Source organism: Rhizobium rhizogenes NBRC 13257 (assembly GCF_000696095.1).
GTDB lineage: Bacteria > Pseudomonadota > Alphaproteobacteria > Rhizobiales > Rhizobiaceae > Rhizobium > Rhizobium rhizogenes.
Window position 1 is genome coordinate 35443 of the sequence record NZ_BAYX01000028.1, and the last position, 16198, is coordinate 51640.

12 protein-coding genes and 1 tRNA gene are annotated in these 16198 nt (G+C 58.1%); 11 read left to right on the forward strand and 2 right to left on the reverse strand.

What is annotated here, in order from left to right:
- The first annotated feature begins 281 nt into the window (after window positions 1-281).
- The 3 genes from RRH01S_RS32060 (at window position 282) to rpe (ending at window position 1826) form a co-directional block, all read left to right on the forward strand.
- Window positions 282-632: a hypothetical protein gene (locus tag RRH01S_RS32060; protein WP_007690867.1), complete on the forward strand. Its 351-nt coding sequence runs from the start codon at window positions 282-284 to the stop codon at window positions 630-632.
- 414 nt (window positions 633-1046) lie between these two features.
- Window positions 1047-1131: transfer RNA gene (locus RRH01S_RS32065), tRNA-Leu, on the forward strand.
- Between the two features lie 29 nt (window positions 1132-1160).
- Window positions 1161-1826, forward strand: coding sequence for a ribulose-phosphate 3-epimerase (rpe, locus tag RRH01S_RS32070; protein ID WP_007690862.1), 666 nt, complete (start codon window positions 1161-1163; stop codon window positions 1824-1826).
- Between the two features lie 70 nt (window positions 1827-1896).
- Here rpe and RRH01S_RS32075 read toward each other — a convergent pair whose 3' ends face one another.
- A complete protein-coding gene (locus RRH01S_RS32075; protein WP_007690861.1) occupies window positions 1897-2214 on the reverse strand; it encodes a hypothetical protein in 318 nt (105 codons plus the stop codon).
- 223 nt (window positions 2215-2437) lie between these two features.
- Window positions 2438-3037, reverse strand: coding sequence for an NAD(P)H:quinone oxidoreductase type IV (wrbA, locus tag RRH01S_RS32080; RefSeq protein WP_042477378.1), 600 nt, complete (start codon window positions 3035-3037; stop codon window positions 2438-2440).
- Between the two features lie 240 nt (window positions 3038-3277).
- On the opposite strand from wrbA, the gene RRH01S_RS32085 reads away from it, so the two are divergent.
- From RRH01S_RS32085 to RRH01S_RS34710, 8 genes are all read left to right on the forward strand, one after another.
- Entirely contained in the window at window positions 3278-4051 is a 774-nt protein-coding gene (locus RRH01S_RS32085; RefSeq protein ID WP_007690859.1) for a competence/damage-inducible protein A, read from the forward strand.
- A 117-nt stretch (window positions 4052-4168) separates the two neighbouring features.
- Window positions 4169-5011, forward strand: a complete 843-nt coding sequence (locus RRH01S_RS32090) for a universal stress protein (protein WP_007690858.1) — start codon at window positions 4169-4171, stop codon at window positions 5009-5011.
- 349 nt (window positions 5012-5360) lie between these two features.
- The gene (gene gpt, locus RRH01S_RS32095; protein ID WP_007690857.1) at window positions 5361-5858 is read left to right on the forward strand and encodes a xanthine phosphoribosyltransferase; all 498 of its coding nucleotides are present in this window, start codon (window positions 5361-5363) and stop codon (window positions 5856-5858) included.
- 771 nt (window positions 5859-6629) lie between these two features.
- Entirely contained in the window at window positions 6630-10424 is a 3795-nt protein-coding gene (locus RRH01S_RS32100; RefSeq protein WP_012651281.1) for a vitamin B12-dependent ribonucleotide reductase, read from the forward strand.
- A 539-nt stretch (window positions 10425-10963) separates the two neighbouring features.
- The gene (mblB, locus tag RRH01S_RS32105) at window positions 10964-12082 is read left to right on the forward strand and encodes an anti-phage 6A-MBL system MBL-fold protein (protein ID WP_502579498.1); all 1119 of its coding nucleotides are present in this window, start codon (window positions 10964-10966) and stop codon (window positions 12080-12082) included.
- 3 nt (window positions 12083-12085) lie between these two features.
- Window positions 12086-14317, forward strand: a complete 2232-nt coding sequence (gene cap2-3, locus RRH01S_RS32110) for an anti-phage 6A-MBL system cap2_3 protein (protein ID WP_042477381.1) — start codon at window positions 12086-12088, stop codon at window positions 14315-14317.
- Complete coding sequence (locus RRH01S_RS32115; RefSeq protein ID WP_042477383.1) at window positions 14314-15510, forward strand: patatin-like phospholipase family protein; 1197 nt, start codon at window positions 14314-14316, stop codon at window positions 15508-15510. Before cap2-3 ends, RRH01S_RS32115 begins: the two co-directional genes overlap by 4 nt.
- A 406-nt stretch (window positions 15511-15916) precedes the next feature.
- A partial coding sequence (locus tag RRH01S_RS34710) for a hypothetical protein (protein ID WP_210165236.1) occupies window positions 15917-16198 on the forward strand: 282 nt, incomplete at its 3' end.

Below are 16198 nucleotides of genomic sequence, written 5' to 3' on the forward strand. Positions count from 1 at the left end.
GACCATCAAACGCGCAACTGCCATGATTTTCGCCAGCGGTTCCCTCAGGTCGCAACCCCAAAATCTGCGAATTGACAGGACGAAACCGTCCGTCTCCAATACGGCCAGCCATCATGATGATGGTTAGAGGCCCGCTTCAATCCGGCTTATCCGGTGCCGGCGGGCTTCGCTTTGCGGCGCGTTCAGGCCCACACATCATTCTTAACCTTAAATTGCACGAACTCATTGAGAAGCTCGCCTGCTGCGGATATCTCTATCCTGTTTTCTCAGGAGCCCCCAAAATGAAATTCATTCGCTATATCGGCGCGACCATAGTGCTCGCGATGCTCGCCTCCTGCTCGCCAGCGCTGCCTTCTCAAGAAAAATATGACGTCATGAAGACACTGCTGCAAGGCAGTCCGGCGCTGAAGGCCAAGATGATCGAATTCTGCGCTGCGAATAAGGGCTCGCAGCAGGAAATACTCGGCATGTCGTTGATCGCCAATGTCCCGACCTCGCAAGCCAAGAAAGTCACATGCCAGAGACTTGCAAACGGCATCGCCTCGGGACGAGTGACCTACAACGATTTTCAGACCTCGTTCCGCACCCGCCTACCGACGCCAGCGCTCATTCGTGTGTTGCAGGGCCGCTGAGTTTGGCTATCACAATGTCGGAGCAATTTCGCTTATCCTGTCGGGAGAGCACTGGAAAAATGACACTTGGGTTCTCCGGCAGTTTAAGCATACGTCTTATTTCAATGGTGGTCATCTTGGCCCCTTTGCTGGCAGCATGCGAAACACAAGGTCAAAGATCAACAAGAACGGTCATCGTGACACCGAAACAGGCGAGAGCATTATTGGTGGACGCCGAAAAGACCTGTTCATATCTGGGCAGCGACAAGAACCCTCTCAAGAACTATTGCCTGCAAACGTATCTTAACAATCGCCTGAGGTATTTCCCCACCGAAGGAGCTGTCGCCAAACCCACCCTCTCTAAATCCACGAGCAAGCACATATAAGCGAACAACCGCTTGACTGAATCGCTCAAGTGCTTGAAGGGAAAGGCACGCGGACGTGGCGAAACTGGTAGACGCAAGGGACTTAAAATCCCTCGGAGTGATCCGTACGGGTTCGACCCCCGTCGTCCGCACCACTTGCACGAACAAATGCGGAAAGCCGGCTTTGAAACCTGACAATCGGATTGCGCCGTCGATCTTAGCCTGCAATCTGGCACGCCTTGCGGAAGAATGCAGTGCAGCTATTCGCGCCGGCGGCGATTTGATTCATTTCGATGTCATGGACAATCGCTTTGTCCCGAACCTATCCTTCGGGGCGCCACTTCTGAAATCGCTGCGTGAAGACGGCTTTGACGGCTATGTCGATGTGCATTTGATGACGTATGAAGCCGATGGTTTGATAGAGAGCTTCGTCGAGGCTGGTGCCAACAGCATCACCATTCATTATGAAGCGACACCACATGTACATCGCTCATTGAACCGTATCCGAGAGCTTGGATGCGATGTCGGCCTCGCCGTGAACATATCCACTCCGCTTGATTTCCTTCCCTATCTGAAGGATCGGCTGGATATGTTGCTGGTCATGACAATCAACCCCGGCTTCGGTGGCCAAGCGCTCATCCCCGCAGCCTTGCCGAAGATTGAAATGGCTCGAAGCCTGTTCGAGGCGGATCGGTTATCAACTCACATCCAGGTCGATGGTGGCGTGAAACTGTCGAATATCAGGACAATTGCGGATGCGGGCGCCGACACGTTCGTCGTTGGCAGCGACTTCTTTTCCGCTGACGATTATGCCGAGCGGGTTGCCCAGTTCCGGGCACAACTCGCCTGATCGGCCTCCACCCAACAAGAAAGGCGACCCGCTGGGCCGCCTTTTTTTCGTCTGCTCTAGCGTTGGACGCTTAGCGAATCTGGATTCTGAAAGCAGCACCCGGATACCACCAGCCATCGCTGTGGCGGCGGTAGCCCGGGCGGGGACGCTGGTAGCCGTGATAGCCATTCCACGAACCGGGACGATAGTGCGGCTGACGACGGTTCGGGCGATGCCTTCTGTCGTCCCAACGCCGGCGGTCGCCTTCACGGTATTGCACCTGTTCGACGGCAGTGCTCGCTGCCGGCTTGGCCGTATTGAGCGGCGCGGCGACCGAAGGCGTAAAGGATGCGAGTCCCATGATCAGCGTCAACGCGCCTGCGCCGACGATATTGAAAATTTTGCTCATGACGTCTCCATTCAAAGTTTACAGCCCATCATTGAACCCTAATTGATGAACGCTTCATGAATGCCACCAGAAATAGCGATCACATCAAAGGCATGACCTCCATCGCACTCTGCAGTGGTTTTTTTGCTGACGAGACCGGTTGTTCGCACTGACTCCTGCCGGCTCCCAGGCGCAAAAAAGCGCAGCTTTCGCTGCGCCTTTTAATGGATTGGCAAAGTGCGAATCAGGCGACGAGCTTGGCCGCGATCTTGGCGACGTGGGCGCCCTGATATTTGGCGGCTTCCAGTTCGATCTCCGAAGGCTGGCGCGAGCCATCGCCATTGGTGATCGTGGAAGCGCCATAGGGCGAGCCGCCCTTGACTTCTTCCGTGCCCATCTGGCCGGCGAAGGCATAGGGAAGGCCGACGACGGCCATGCCGTGGTGAAGGAGGGTCGGGATGAAGCCGAGAATGGTCGACTCCTGGCCGCCATGCTGGGTCGCGGACGACGTAAAGACCGAGCCGACCTTGCCGACCAGCTTGCCTGAGAACCAGAGGCCGCCGGTCTGATCCCAGAAATTGCGCATCTGCGACGCGACCGTGCCGAAACGGGTGCCGGCGCCGACGATGATGGCATCGTATTCGGCCAGCTCATCCGGCGTTGCGATCGGCGCTTCCTGGTCGAGCTTGAAGTAGGAAGCCTTGGCGACCTCTTCCGGCACGAGCTCTGGAACACGCTTGACGGTTACCTCGGCGCCAGCCGACTTGGCACCTTCGGAAACGGCATAGGCCATCTTCTCGATGTGACCATAGGCGGAATAGTAAAGTACCAGAACCTTAGCCATGAATATCTCCCGTTCGTTGGACGCGTTGATTGTCGGCCCAAGTTGTATCAGCGACGGGACAAGGACGCAGCCCCCGCAACGGGAACGGACTGTTCACCTGACGAAGACGAAAATTCATTTGCGGTCGCTTTCGTTCACTGCCGTGGACATGAAAACGGCAGTTTTCATTCGCTGCAAACGGCGCTACCTATCTCAAACGCTTTTTCGAACGCGCGCCTGCGCAATTCCACGGATACTTCCATGACCAATGAAACCATTGTCACAGCCGCCATGCTGGCCATCGGAGACGAACTGCTCTCCGGCCGGACGAAAGACAAGAATATCGGCCATCTCGCCGATGTCATGCTGCTGTCCGGCATCGACCTGAAGGAAGTCCGTATCGTTGCCGACGACGAAGACGCCATCGTTGCGGCGCTGAACGCGCTGCGTGGCCAATATGACTATATCTTCACCTCCGGCGGCATCGGCCCGACGCATGACGACATCACGGCTGACGCGATCGCCAAGGCATTCGGCGTGGCCTGCGAGCATGATGCGGAGGCGATGCGGATCATGGCAGAGATGTATGCCAAGCGCGAGATGGAGTTCACCGAGGCGCGCCAGCGCATGGCGCGCATGCCGGTCGGATCGAAGCACATCGCCAATCCGGTCTCGACCGCCCCGGGGTTCAACATCGGCAACGTGTATGTCATGGCCGGCGTGCCGCAAGTTTTCCAGGCGATGCTCGACAATGTCGTGCCGACGCTGCGCTCCGGCACCCGCATGTTGTCGACGGCGATTTCCTGCCCTTACGGCGAAGGAGAGATCGGCACGCCGCTCGGCGCCATCCAGAAAGCACACCCGGATACCAGCATCGGCTCCTATCCGCGCTATGTCGGCCAATCCTTCTCGACCGAGATCGTCGTGCGCGCCCGTTCCGCCGAGCTGGTTGAAAGTGTCGCAGCCGAGGTGCGGGCGATGATCGAAACCATCAGACAGTCGAAAGCCAAGGAAAATCAGTCAGCTGAGGCATGACGCTCAACGAGGTCTTTTTCGTCCGGAAGGGAACCGGAATGATATCGGCGCATTAATATCATGCGGAATGATGGTATAATGAACCGATCCGATCCCTTCCGCACGGGAGATCTCGTCATGTCCTACAAAACCATTTTGGTTATTCTCGACACGCCCGACAACGCAAAGGTCGCGGTCGATTTTGGCGCCGCTTTCGCCAAGGAGCACGGCGCTCACATTGTCGGCCTGCATGCTGAAATCGTCTCGACCGTACCGCTGGTCGCGCCGATGGAGATCCCTGATCCGGTCGCCGTGCAAGCCCTGCAGGACATGGCTCACAGCCAGGCTGTCGAAGTCGAGCAGCTGTTCCGTGCGAAAATGGAGCGTGAGGGTCTCGACTATGAGTGGCGCAGCTTCACCAGCACCGTCGGCTATGGCTCCGAACCCCTGATCGAAAGCGCCCGTAGCGCCGATCTGCTGGTTGCCGTACAGCCAGACCCGTCCAGATCGTCCGACTCGAATGTCGACGTCGAAAGCTTCCTGTTCGAAAGCGGGCGGCCCGTGCTGATGATCCCGTATATACTGACCCAGCCCAAACCGATCCGCCGCGTCCTGATCGCCTGGAACGGCTCGAAGGAAGCAGCCCGCGCGACGTTCGACGCCATGCCGCTCCTGAAGGCTGCCGACACCGTGGAGATTTTCTCGGTCGACACATCCGAGAGCTCCAAGCATTCACCAACGGAGACTAGCCGCGAGATCGGAGCGACGCTTGCGCGTCACGGTGTTCGCGCCACGCTGACGACGGAAAGCTGCGGCGGCAAGACGCCGTCGCAGGTCATCGAGAACCGTCTTGCCGACAACTCGATCGACCTGCTTGTCATGGGCGCCTATACGCATTCCTGGCTCTGGCAGCTGATCTTCGGCGGTACGACCCGGACGCTGTTGAAGTCGATGACAGCGATGACGCTGCTGGCGAGGTAAGCGCGCCTATGATGGACTGAAGGGCACATGATTGCCCGGCATCAAAGCCGCTGCCTCAGCTTTTGCACACCCTGCCGGATGGGCTGCATAGCCGCGGCTCTTGCCTTTTGGCCGTAAATCCAGCAGAAAACAGCGACCGATGACAGAATTCCCGCCAGGGAACCATTCGCGCGGTCCAGGGAACATGCCCCAAACTGCCCAGACGCTTCTGGGTGAGATCATGTTCCGGCAGACGGCGAGCGAATTGCGTTTCAGGATTTGGTCCATGGTCCGCGCCCGTCGCGGGGTCTGCTCAGGGTCGCCGGTAGCGCCGGTGTGTCGTTATTTTTGCTCCCGGAGCTCCTGAGCCATGTCCCTGCCCGATAAAGCCTTTCCCGTATCCTGGGATCAGTTCCATCGCGATGCCCGCGCCCTTGCCTGGCGGCTTGCCGGCCTCAACAAGAACTTCAGGGCGATGGTCTGTATCACCCGTGGCGGCCTCGTTCCCGCGGCCATCATTTCGCGCGAACTCAACATCCGCATGATCGAGACCGTCTGCGTCGCCTCCTACCATGATTATTCGAGCCAGGGCGAAATGAACCTGCTCAAGGGAATCACCGCGGAACTCCTCACCGACGGCGGCGAAGGCGTGCTGGTTGTCGACGACCTGACCGATACCGGCAAAACCGCCCTCGAAGTGCGCGCCATGCTGCCGAAAGCGCATTTCGCCTGCGTCTATGCCAAGCCGACCGGCGTACCGACCATCGACACCTTCGTCACCGAGGTCAGCCAGGACACCTGGATCTACTTCCCCTGGGACATGGGCTTCACCTATCAGGAGCCGATCGCCAAGGGCCACAAGGGCTGAAATGGACTCGGAGCTCGCCCGAATCAGCGGTGATTCTCTGTGACGCATGCGATCCATCTAATATATCAGCAGTAGAGGTGGGCGCTTCGGCGCCCACTATATTTAGTAGCCTTCGCCCGCAAGAACATGCGGGATTCAAGGCCTTCCACGCGAATCATAAGACGCCACAGCATGGTTTTGCGCCAAAACCAATGGTTTCGGGGCCACGTTCACAATATTGTCGCGCTGGCCTCCTTTGTTGATGGTATTTACCCCGAAAGCGGTCGTGCGAAGGGCGAGCATTTTCCGCCAAGCACTTGAATCTTCTGACATCCCAGCGTTTCCCCAGTTTCCACAGGTAAGCCCACAAGATATTGTGGTTAAAAATCTGTCGCAAACCACCCCTTGACGGAATCGGGTCTTTCAAACTTAATAAGAACCGTTGCGGCGGCGACTGGGCCAGGCGGAATAATGAGGGGCTGGTCCTCAACTCGAAATCGGATTTGAATTCAGGGCGATGCACCAATGATGGTCGCGCCGTGAGGCTTTTTGTGCCGATGTCGAAGCTGCCAAAAAAACACATGCGGGGACTGGCGGCAATAAGCTGTTAATACTATATTTAGTGTTTGCAGCCACCATCGCCACAAGATACAGGAAAGTCATCTCCGAATGACATCCCCTGTCAGATAGCGGAATGAGCAATGGCTGCGCGTTGAAGTCGCGAGGCCAGACGAGAACTTTTGCGCCCTGTTTACGAGGCAGGTGTGCTCCAACGAATGAGGTTATGGGACCATGCGCATCGAGCGTCGCTTTACGAAGGCAGGCCAGTCACCCTATGCGGAGATCGAATTCCGCAAGGCTACCAGCGAGATCAAGAATCCCGATGGCTCGATCGTTTTCCGCCTCGAAAACATCGACGTGCCGGCGCAGTTCTCGCAGGTCGCCGCCGATATTCTGGCGCAGAAGTACTTCCGCAAGGCCGGCGTTCCGACCAAGCTGAAGAAGGTCGAGGAAAACGACGTCCCTTCCTTCCTGTGGCGCTCCGTTCCCGATGAAGCTGCCCTGAAGGATCTGCCGAAGGAAAGCCAGACCGGTTCCGAAATCGATGCGCGTCAGGTCTTCGACCGTCTGGCCGGCACCTGGACCTACTGGGGCTGGAAGGGCGGCTATTTCTCGTCCGAGGAAGACGCCTCCGCTTTCCAGGACGAGCTTGCCTATATGCTCGCCACCCAGCGCGTCGCGCCGAATTCGCCGCAGTGGTTCAACACCGGCATGCACTGGGCCTACGGCATCGATGGCCCCGGCCAGGGCCATTATTATGTCGATCCCTTCACCGGCAAGCTCACCAAGTCCAAGTCGGCCTATGAGCATCCGCAGCCGCATGCCTGCTTCATTCAGTCGGTCGAGGACGATCTCGTCAACGAAGGCGGCATCATGGACCTCTGGGTCCGCGAAGCCCGTCTCTTCAAATATGGTTCCGGCACCGGCTCGAACTTCTCGCTGCTGCGCGGCGAAGGCGAAAAGCTGTCCGGCGGCGGCCGTTCTTCCGGCCTGATGAGCTTCCTGAAGATCGGCGACCGGGCTGCCGGCGCCATCAAGTCGGGCGGCACGACGCGCCGCGCCGCCAAGATGGTCGTCGTCGACATCGATCATCCGGATATCGAGGAATACATCAACTGGAAGGTCAAGGAAGAGCAGAAGGTTGCTGCCCTCGTCACCGGTTCGAAGATCGTCGCCAAGCACCTGAAGGCGATCATGAAGGCGACCGTCAATTGCGAAGGCGACAATGACGATTGCTTCGACCCGGCCAAGAACCCTGCCCTGAAGCGCGAAATCCGCGCTGCCAAGAAGGACCAGGTTCCGGAGAACTACGTTCAGCGCGTCATCCAGTTCGCCCGCCAGGGCTACAAGGATCTTGAGTTCAAGACCTACGACACCGACTGGGACTCGGAAGCCTATCTGACCGTTTCCGGCCAGAACTCGAACAACTCCGTCTCGATCAAGGACGAGTTCCTGCGCGCCGTCGAGAACGATGCCGACTGGCACCTGACCGCCCGCAAGGACGGCAAGATCATGAAGACCCTGAAGGCGCGTGATCTCTGGGAATCGATCTCCTACGCCGCCTGGGCATCGGCCGATCCGGGCCTGCACTTCAACACGACGATGAACGACTGGCACACCAGCCCGGCTGCCGGCCCGATCCGCGCATCCAATCCGTGCTCGGAATATATGTTCCTCGACGACACCGCCTGCAACCTTGCCTCGCTGAACCTGATGACGTTCAAGGATGCAGCGACGAAGCGCATCAACATCGCCGATTACGAGCATGCCGTCCGCCTCTGGACCGTCGTTCTCGAAGTCTCGGTGATGATGGCGCAGTTCCCGTCGCGCCGCATTGCCGAACTCTCCTATGAATACCGCACGCTTGGCCTCGGCTACGCCAATATCGGCGGCCTGCTGATGTCCTCCGGCATTCCCTATGACTCCGACGAAGCCCGCGCCATCGCCGGCTCGCTGACCGCGATCATGACCGGCATCTCCTATGCGACCTCGGCGGAAATGGCCTCGGAGCTCGGGACGTTCCCGATGTTCAAGCCGAACCGCGAGAACATGCTGCGCGTCATTCGCAATCACCGCCGTGCCGCCTATGGCGAGACTTCCGGCTATGAAGGCCTGGCGGTTAATCCGGTGGCGCTGATCCATTCCGAAAATCCGGACCAGGATCTCGTTGCCCATGCCAAGGCTGCCTGGGACAAGGCGCTGGCACTCGGCGAAAAGCATGGCTACCGCAATGCCCAGGCAACCGTCATCGCGCCGACCGGCACGATCGGCCTCGTCATGGATTGCGACACGACCGGCATCGAGCCTGACTTCGCCCTCGTGAAGTTCAAGAAGCTCGCCGGCGGCGGCTACTTCAAGATCATCAACCGCGCCGTTCCGGAAGCACTGCGGGCGCTCGGCTATAGCGAAAGCCAGCTTGCAGAGATCGAAGCCTACGCCGTCGGCCATGGCAATCTGAACCAGGCGCCGGCCATCAACCCCTCGACGCTGAAGGCCAAGGGCTTCACCGACGAGAAGGTGGAAGCCGTCAACGCCGCGCTGAAGAGCGCCTTCGACATCAAGTTCGTCTTCAACCAATGGACCCTCGGCGCCGACTTCCTGAAGGGCACGCTGAAAGTTTCCGACGAGCAGATGGCAGACATCAGCTTCAACCTGCTCGACCATCTCGGCTTCTCCAAGAAGGACATCGAGGCCGCCAACATCCATGTTTGCGGTGCGATGACGCTGGAAGGCGCGCCATTCCTGAAGAACGAGCACCTCGCCGTCTTCGATTGCGCCAATCCCTGCGGCAAGATCGGCAAGCGTTACCTTTCGGTCGAAAGCCACATCCGCATGATGGCGGCTGCCCAGCCCTTCATCTCGGGTGCGATTTCCAAGACGATCAACATGGCCAACGAAGCAACCGTCGAGGATTGCAAGAACGCCTACATGCTCTCCTGGAAGCTCGGCCTGAAGGCGAACGCGCTCTATCGCGACGGCTCCAAGCTCAGCCAGCCGCTCAACTCCTCACTGATCGAAGACGAGGATGATGAGGATGCGCTGGAGGAATTCCTGCAGGCTCCGGCTGCCGCCCAGGCCGTCACCATCACCGAGAAGATCGTCGAACGCGTCATCGAAAAGGTCGTCCGCAGCCAGGAGAAACTCCCCGGCCGCCGCAAGGGCTATACCCAGAAGGCCAAGATCGGCGGACACACCATCTTCCTGCGCACCGGCGAATATGACGACGGCCGCCTCGGCGAAATCTTCCTTGATATGAACAAGGAAGGCTCGGCGCTGCGCGCCTTCATCAACAACTTCGCCATCTCCGTCTCGCTCGGCCTGCAATATGGCGTGCCGCTCGAGGAATATGTCGACGCCTTCACCTTCACCAAGTTCGAGCCGGCCGGCATCGTCACCGGCAACGACGCGATCAAGAACGCCACGTCGATCCTCGACTACGTGTTCCGTGAATTGGCCATCTCCTATCTCGGCCGCCATGATCTCGCGCATGTCGACACTTCGGACTTCAACGCCACGGCGCTCGGCCGCGGCATTTCGGAAGGCAAGGCCGATGTGTTCTCCAAGGGCCTGACCCGCGGCTACAAGCCGACGCTGGTGCCGACTTCGGGCGAGCGCGCGGCAGCCGAGGTCAAGGGTTCGGCCACTGCCGCCCCTGCCCGCGCCTCCTCGGTTTCGACGATCTCCGCTTTCTCCGGCAATGCCGTGCGCAAGCTGGAACCGACGAGCGCCATCTCCACCTCGGAAGTCGTCGCCTTCAAGCGCGATTATGAGGAACGCGCCAAGGAATTGGCCGAAGAGATTGCCGAGGAAGTGGTGGAAGAAACCGGCCTCTTCACCGACAAGGCGGCAGACGACGCGGCAGCGGCCAAGGCCGACGCCAAGAAGTTGGAATCCGAACGCCGCGCCCGCTCCATTATGCAGGGCTATACCGGCAACATGTGCACCGAATGCCAGAACTTCACCATGGTCCGGAATGGCACCTGCGAGAAGTGCGACACATGCGGCAGCACGAGTGGGTGCAGCTGATCAAAGGTGGGCGGGCTTGCTATAGACAGCCAATGATTTTGACGGGCAGCCACTAAAATGACGCAGTAAAATCCCGCTCTACGCGTAGCGTCAGAGCGGGATGAAAGACACAGAAAGTATATATCGCCGCCTTTATTGGAGAAGCTCAGAACAAGAGAGACATTGAACTTGAAATTAAAAATGTAACCGCATGTTACGGTGTCGTAACGATCAGGTCGAGGCCGATCTGCATTATGCCTGGGCATAGATCAACAAATGCCCACGTAAACATAGTGGATTTACACTTATAATTACAGGCGAATTAAACTTCTAAACTCGAAAATGGCTAAAGGGACTGAAAGGAAGGTGAAGGACAGCAAAGGATAACTTGAGGAGGGCAAGCGCAGCCGTCGCCGAGATCATAGGGATCCGGCGACTATGGAATCAGGGGTTTACTTCGTGCGGGCATTTTATGCTCGAAATGTACTGAGGGGAACAAACCAAGTCCAAAACCCGCTATGCGGTTTGCTTTTGAAAAGGATTATTCGATGCCTGCCTTCATGACATTCTACCCTATCGGCAATGCCGACACGACGCTCATCCGTCTCTCTAACAACGATCTGGTTCTTTTCGATTTCGCCAATATGCGAAACGCGAACGATCCTTATGACAAACGGATCGATCTTCCCAAGGCGGTGAAGGATGACATGGCCGATGCCGAGCGCGATTCGTTCCGCGCGGTCGCCTTCACCCATCTCGACGACGACCACATTTGTGGTGCCCGTGACTTCTTCTGGTGGGATCATGCGGCCCTACTTCAGGGTGACGGTCGCCCGAAGATCGATGAGATGTGGGTACCTGCCGACGCGATTACCGAATCTAATGTCGAGGGCGACGCGTGGACGATCCGTGCTGAGGCGCGCCATCGACTAAAAGAAGGTTACGGCATCAAGGTTTTCTCGCGTCCAGGAAAGCTGGCGGAATATCTTGCCGAATGGGACCTGACGGTCGACGATCGTCGGGATTGCATCGTTGACGCAGGCGAACTTGTTCCAAGCTTCGACAAGGCCGTCGATGGGGTCGAGTTCTTCGTCCATTCGCCATTCGCGTGGCGAACCGACGATGGGCTTGAGGACCGCAACGAAGGCTCGATTGTGGTGCAAGCGACCTTCATTGAATCAGGCAGCGAGAGCTACGCCCTCCTCGGCTCTGACATCAACTATGAAACTTTGTCGTTGATGATCAAGACCACGAAGAAGCATAACAACACCCACCGTCTGGAGTGGGACATCCTGAAGCTCTTCCATCACTGCTCCTACAAAAGCCTGTCCCCTGAGAAGGGACAAGATAAAACCGAGCCCGTCGATGAGGTGAAGTGGCTCTTCGAGGAACTGGCCCACAAGAAGGAAAAGATCATCTCGCCTAGCTGGCCGATCCCGCTGAAGGGATCTGACGAGGACAAGGATCCTCAACCTCCTCATCGTCAGGCAGCGAACTACTATAAGGAAATCATCAAAGACTCCGACGGCGAGTTTCTGGTCACGATGGAGACGCCGCGCCAGTCGGCCCCGAAGCCGATCAAGCTCAAGATTTCCTGGACCGGCGTTGCGGTCATGATGGCAGCAGCGATGCCGACGGTTGCCGCGGCTGCATCTTCGACCACGACGCGGGCCGGCTGATCCATGTGGCAGCCGGACGGAAGCGAGGTCATCGACCAGCCGGCTGTCGCCATTCCGCTGGCGGCAGCGACCGTTCGATACTTGAGAGAATCGTGTGAGGACTTCGCCGAAGTTCTGGAGTGTCGCCGTTTGCCGAGCGGTAGGATGGAGATCGTCACTTTCGAACTGAGGGTCGAAGTCCCGCAGCGTCCAGTCTACGACGTCCGTTCTAGGGAAACGGTTTCCGTCTGCTTCGTGGCAGGACGCGAAAGCGCGCCGGGCATTGTCGTCACGCGCGAAGACTTTCCAGACACTCCGCACCAGAACATTGTCCCAGAAGGGTTCCCGTCTATGCTTTGCATCGACGACCGCCCTTGGCAGGACGTCCGGAGCGGCTACACCGCTTCGGAACTGGTTACCCGCATTTCGCATTGGTTCGCAAAGGCTGGGCAGGGAGAGCTTCACGGAGACGACCAGCCATTCGATCCGTTCTTCGGTTACAGCAGCCCACACCAGGTCATACTGACTTCGGATGGTATGGCGGCGATGGACGCCGGCCAGAAGCTCAACGTTTGGACGACTGACGAGAACCGCCGGTTTTTGTTGGTGACGTCGTTCGAGGCCGACGGGTTCCCTAGACAGGTGACAAATATCCACGTCGTGCAGGTCGATGTCGAACCCCAGCAGATGAAGCGCATCCGACGTGCACCACGCAATTTGCCGGGCCTCGTCAACATGCTCATGGATCGCGACCAGACGTTTGTCGACAGATTGAAGAAATCGGTGGAAGACTGGTTCGAGGGTGGAAAACGGGACGACGACGCAAAATGGATTTTCTGCGTGCTTGCACGCTTTCCTCAAATACACCCCCGCACCGGGGTGGTTGGCGCGACCAAACCGATGGCATTCCTTGCGGAGGCCAGTCCCGGCCAGATCGGTGTCGCGCTTGGAGTGCTCGACCACAACGACAGCTCTCACGGTACTGACCTCAAATATGTCCGGAGACTATTTCCCAGAACCGACATCGGTAGTCTTTCTAAGTTTGAGGTTCAGGTCGCCCAGGTTCACATGGAAATGGACGCGGATGCAGCGGCTCGGATCACCGGTCACGAAGCCGCTGACAGACGGCGTGCCGTGCTTGTTGGGGCAGGATCTCTCGGCTCCACGATGGCGGAGCTACTGACGCGCGAAGGATTTTTCGAGTGGACGATTGTCGACGACGATGCGCTACTTCCACACAATCTGTCGAGGCATACTCTTAATCGAAGCCATTTCGGGCGGCTCAAGGCCCCTTCTCTTGCCGAACGCCTGCTCTCGATCCGGTCGGATGTCGCACCGAAGGCTGTCGTGGAGAACTTACTCGACGAGCCGATCTCCGAAGGACTGGCAAGCGCCATCGATGGCGCCGAGCTGATCCTCGACGCGTCTGCGTCCGTCCCGGTTTCGAGGTTCTTGTCTGACCGGGATTGCCGCGCGCGGCGCGTATGCGCATTCTTCGCGCCCGACGGAGGATCGGCCGTTCTCATGATCGAAGCAGCCGACCGGACAACAACCCTCCGAGATGTCGAAGCGGTCTATCTGCGAGAGGTCCTGATCAACCCGTCACTGGAAACCCATTTCGAAGCCGGCCAACAGATGCGCTACACCGGTGCTTGCCGGGCATTGACGAGCAAGATTCCAACATCGCGTGTCGGCGTTCTTACCGCCCTCATCGCTTCAGGAATCTCGAAGGAAATCAGCTTGCCCCAACCGTCATTGAGGATCTGGTCTGTAGACGGCGAGGACGCAGTTGAGGCCATTCGCTTGCTGCCGGCGGTAACGGCGCGCAGCATAGGCGAGTGGAAAGTGCTCATTCCAGAAGGGCTCAGGGCTGAGCTTGCAGGCCGACGGGCGGCAGCATTGCCGAACGAGACCGGAGGCCCCCTCCTCGGCCTTGTCGACTTTGAAGCGAAGATCATCACGGCCGTTCACGCTCCGACGCCGCCTTCGGACAGCGTCGGCAAGCCCACCAGCTTCGTGCGAGGAACAATCGGCCTGCGCAAGATCATCGAAACCGCGGAAAAGCGCTCCGGGGGGCAAGTTCGCTATCTCGGCGAATGGCATTCCCATCCACGCGGCGCATCGTCCGCACCGAGCGTGGTCGACGTAAGTCAAATCTACGACCTCTCACTGATTTCTGATATCGACGGGCTTCCGGCGATCTCGCTGATCGTTTCTGAAATAGAGATCGGGATATTGGTGGGAAGCGTTCAATGAGGGACACGAGCGAGCACAAACTTCGCATTGGCCTTGCGCTGTCGGGGGGAGGTATCCGCGCGGCGGTATTTCATCTGGGGGTCCTCCGCCGCCTGGCCGAGGCCAGAGTGCTTGAACAGGTCGCCCAGATCTCGACAGTCTCCGGCGGCAGTCTCGTCACCGGCGCGATCTTTTCTGAAGCTGACGGACAGTGGCCTTCCTCGGAACGGTTCCTTGTGGAAATCTATCCGCGTCTGCGAACGCTCCTCAGCCAAGGCGACCTCTTCAGCTTCAAGGCGCTCGGCTTCGCGGGCGCCCTGAAAAAGAACGTGCGGATATTCAATCGACGCGCACACATTCTTTCCGAGCTTCTTCGAACGAGATGGCGAATCAACCTGAAGCTTGCGGATCTCCCCTCCTCGCCGGTCTGGCACATAAATACGACGTGCTACGACACAGGAAAGAATTGGCGTTTTACACACGAGTCCATGGGCGACTGGCAATTCGGCCGGCATTATAGTCCTGACGTCGACGTCGCTGACGCGATTGCGGCTTCGGCGGCGGTACCCTACGCGATCGGAGCACTTCGACTCAAACTTCCGACGGACGGTTGGTGGGAGACCGACCCCGAAACCAAGCAACCGCTGCGAAAGAAAAGCCCTCCACTTTCGATGGTCCGCCTATGGGACGGCGGCGCATACGAAAACATGGCGCTCGAGCAGTTGTACAAGCCCGCGAGCGGTCTCGACGGATGTGACGTGCTCATTTGTAGCGATGCGTCGGGCCCCTTGGGAAAGCCGAAGAGCCTTTGCCGCGCCCTCCGGGAAGGCAGCTTGGCGGCGCCCCGTCTCTTTGATATCGCCAGCGACCAGATCCGATCGCTCCGGTCGCGAATGCTTTTGAAGTCCATTCGCGACAAGCAGGTTGACGGTTTCCTCTTCAGAATCGGGACCTCGGCCCGGCAGTTTACGCCGATTGCGGGCAGGCTAACCGGCTTGACGGACGAGCAGTGCTCGGCCTGTCTGAACTACCCGACCGATCTGCTGAAAATCGAACTCCCAAATTTCGATTTGCTGGCTGATCATGGCGCCGAAGTGGCGCATCTCACGCTCGCGGAATATTCAGGCGGAAGGTTTGCACCTCGCATGAAAGACGAATCGTCGGTTCACGACCCGAGAGTCCCTATTGGGCGGGCGTCGCTCCCGGCACGCTAGATGGTTGTAGGCGGCGCGCGACTTCCCGAAGACTCTCAGTTCTCCTGCTGAAAGTCGTCCCCCGACCTCAACCGCCTCAGTCTCGGTCATCCTCCGTGTAGCTATCAGATGAACTCTCATACCAGCGCTCCACTTCTAGTGCCGCGCTGCCGTTCTCCATGTAGTCTTCGACTTCAAGAAATGCTCGTCCGAGCGAGTTCACCTTTACCTCAAGAATGTGACCTTCAACCGTAAGCGCTGTTTTCCTCGCACCTTTACCATGCACGCATTGCCGCTTCGAATAATACCGCCGTGCCAATGGGGCACCAATACGCCAGGAGCGGACATTGGTCGTTTACGGAACGGGATGATAACTTGCCATATTATGTCGAGCGCAACTTTAGCAGCGTAACGGAGAGGTTCAGTCATGATCCAAGTCTACCGCTATAAAGCTTATAATTCTTGTTTTTGTGCAGCCCCGAGTGAGGCAATAATAGCTACCTTCGGCAGCATCGATCAATTTGAAACCTTCTTTGGCGGAGGAGCGAAATTCGGCCCACCTTCCAATCCCGAGTATCTGGCGGTGTGGGGTAGCCGTAATTCATCGCGGCTTCGTCGCCTTCTTCGGGAGACGCTGGGACCTATCGAAATCGTTGACTCAGAACCACCTGCGAGAATGACTACCTCTGGCGTAAACGGTCACAGGCTA

Excerpts from the sequence above, each read along its gene's own strand:
- RRH01S_RS32090 (WP_007690858.1), top strand. The coding sequence starts at position 4,169 with ATGTCCTACAAAACCATTTTGGTTATTCTCGACACGCCCGACAACGCA.
- RRH01S_RS32100 (WP_012651281.1), top strand. The coding sequence starts at position 6,630 with ATGCGCATCGAGCGTCGCTTTACGAAGGCAGGCCAGTCACCCTATGCG.
- gpt (WP_007690857.1), top strand. The coding sequence starts at position 5,361 with ATGTCCCTGCCCGATAAAGCCTTTCCCGTATCCTGGGATCAGTTCCAT.
- RRH01S_RS32075 (WP_007690861.1), bottom strand. The coding sequence starts at position 2,214 with ATGAGCAAAATTTTCAATATCGTCGGCGCAGGCGCGTTGACGCTGATC.
- RRH01S_RS32115 (WP_042477383.1), top strand. The coding sequence starts at position 14,314 with ATGAGGGACACGAGCGAGCACAAACTTCGCATTGGCCTTGCGCTGTCG.
- mblB (WP_502579498.1), top strand. The coding sequence starts at position 10,964 with ATGACATTCTACCCTATCGGCAATGCCGACACGACGCTCATCCGTCTC.
- cap2-3 (WP_042477381.1), top strand. The coding sequence starts at position 12,086 with ATGTGGCAGCCGGACGGAAGCGAGGTCATCGACCAGCCGGCTGTCGCC.
- wrbA (WP_042477378.1), bottom strand. The coding sequence starts at position 3,037 with ATGGCTAAGGTTCTGGTACTTTACTATTCCGCCTATGGTCACATCGAG.
- RRH01S_RS32085 (WP_007690859.1), top strand. The coding sequence starts at position 3,278 with ATGACCAATGAAACCATTGTCACAGCCGCCATGCTGGCCATCGGAGAC.
- RRH01S_RS32060 (WP_007690867.1), top strand. The coding sequence starts at position 282 with ATGAAATTCATTCGCTATATCGGCGCGACCATAGTGCTCGCGATGCTC.